Genomic DNA, 2,404 nt, shown 5'->3' on the forward strand with positions numbered 1-2,404 from the left:
CAAAGAAAAAATAACCCGAAGGTTATTATGAATTTTCTTATTATTTTGAGTAGTACTCAACGATAAGTGCTTCATTGATTTCTGAGTTAAGTTCTTTTCTTTCAGGTAATCTTGTTAGTTTAGCTGAGAAAGTAGCTTTATCAAATTCAATTCATGCAGCTGGAGCTTTTGCTTCCATAGCTTCAACGATTTGAACGTTTTTTCTTGATTTTTCTTTTAGAGTAATAACATCTCCAAGTTTAACTTGCATTGAAGCAATATCAGCTTTTTTACCGTTTAGTGTGAAGTGACCGTGGTTAACAAGTTGTCTTGCTTGACGTCTTGTAGCAGCCATTCCCATTCTGTAAACAACGTTGTCTAATCTTGTTTCTAGCATTTGTAGGAAGTTAATCCCGGCAACACCACGTAGTTTAGATGCTTTTTCGAATGTTTTTCTGAATTGTTTTTCATTAATTCCGTACATGAATCTAACTTTTTGTTTTTCATGTAAGTGTAGACCGTAGTCTGACATTTTAATTCTTCTAGCTCCATGTTGTCCTGGAGGAGTTTGTCTTTGTTTTCCTTTAGCGAATTCTTTTCCTGTTTCTAGGATTGAGAAACCGTATCTTCTTGATTTCTTAAATGTTGGGCCTGTATATCTTGCCATAAGTATCTCCTTTAGTTTTTTTGCATAACTAAGGCTTAATTTCTTTTATGGAGTGTTGACACAAATAGGTTCGGCATCCAGCGAGCTTACTACTAATCCTGTGTTGACAACGCTAATCAAAAAATAATTAAGTGCTGTATATGCTCCTTTATTTTACACTATTTTTATATAATATCAGTAATAGCATTAATAGTGCTTATCACAAGGATTATGTTCCAAAAAAAGAATGAAGATTTGGTTAAATCCACATCTAGTTTTGTTGAGCGTGAAAGACTCAAAAAAGTAGAGATAATGTACCAAAGAATATCAATAATTGCTAAAACTAATAGAAAATATGAAAAATTATTCGAAGAATTATCAAAAGATTTCGATCAAATAGATGAAACATTCAAATTACTTGATAAAGAGGTTTCTGAGTTACAAATCACTTATAAAAAGATGACTACAAAAACCCTTCAAATTGAATTAGAAAAAATTGGGATACTCAATGAGAAATTAACTTCTAAAATAATGAAGATTTCTAAAGTTGCTAATAAAGTACTTAAACAAGAAGAATTTTTAAGAAATGAAATGTCTTTATTTAGAGAAAAAGGGAGAATCATTTCAAATAGTTATTCTAAAAAAAGAATTAGACTTGATAAAGTTTCGAGAAAAATAGACGTGTTGAATAATCAAATTGCTCAAAGAACAAAGAAATTCGATCGTTTAATTGAAAAGGGTGATACAAGAGAAGCATCAGAACTTATTGAAAGAATTCGTGTGGATATAATTGAATTCGGAACAATTATTAATGAAGGTCCAAAAATACAAGCAACTTTATATGATGCAATTCCTTCTTATATTAAAAAACTAATCGGTATATATCAACATGCTGAAAATGCATTGAAAGTAGATTTATCGCATATAGATTTCACAAATTCAATTAAAAACCTTTCTTCAAACTTCAATAAAGCAAAAGAACTATTTATGGATCTTAAATTAAAAGAAGTTAAAGAAGAAATAATTTATTTAATTAAAAACATAAAAGCTATCGAAAGAATTATTAACTCAGAAATTAAAGCTAGAAATATCTTTGTTAAGGAATTTATACCTGCTCAAAAAATTGTTGCATCTACACTAAAACAATATGTTCAAATACGTAAGGAAGTAAAAAAACAATCACAAAGAGGAATAGTTTTAAATGCAGAAGTTAGTGAAATAATGACAAACCTTAAATTTGAGATTGCAGATTTAGATGAAACAATTATGTCATTCACAAACCTAATGTCAGATAAGAACATTCCATTCACTTCAAAACTTTCACGTATGAAAATACTTTTAAATAAAAATATTTCAGCTGTTAATTTAATGAATGATTTATATGAATTACTATGAAGAGATGATTTGACAAAACGTACAATTCAAAATCAATACATGCAAGCGGAACATGCAATGATTTCATTAAGAGCAAAAGTTATTGATTCAAATATTTTATTATCTAGTCAAGAAGAACAACAATTAGTAGATATTGAAGAAACAAAAGAATTATTAAAACAAACTCTTTCTATAGAACCATTCAATGCAAGAAAAGCAGAGCAACACTCTAAAAACCTTATGGAAAATGTTGCGTCTTACTATAAAGTTGTAGGTGGAAAAATTGAAATGTCAAAAATGATTAGGAATTTAATTAAAGAATTTGCTCCAAATAGGGCGATGGATGCTAAACTTAATATAGCATTTGTTCAAGGAGAAAAACAATTCTTGGCAGGTAAATACGCA

General features: G+C 29.0%; 2 protein-coding genes. One reads left to right on the top strand and one right to left on the bottom strand.

All coding sequences use genetic code 4. The features are described from left to right. Nucleotides 1-40 precede the first annotated feature (40 nt). Nucleotides 41-646 (bottom strand): 30S ribosomal protein S4, encoded by a 606-nt coding sequence (rpsD, locus tag C4B25_RS04555; RefSeq protein ID WP_131613963.1) that lies wholly within the window; start codon nt 644-646, stop codon nt 41-43. Between the two features lie 171 nt (nt 647-817). Between rpsD and C4B25_RS04560 the strand changes: the two genes are divergently transcribed. Beyond that, nucleotides 818-2,404 (top strand): septation ring formation regulator EzrA (locus tag C4B25_RS04560; protein ID WP_272482654.1); only part of this gene is annotated, 1,587 nt, incomplete at its 3' end.

Source organism: Mycoplasma todarodis (assembly GCF_004335995.1).
Lineage (GTDB): Bacteria > Bacillota_I > Bacilli_A > Mycoplasmatales > Metamycoplasmataceae > Mycoplasma_K > Mycoplasma_K todarodis.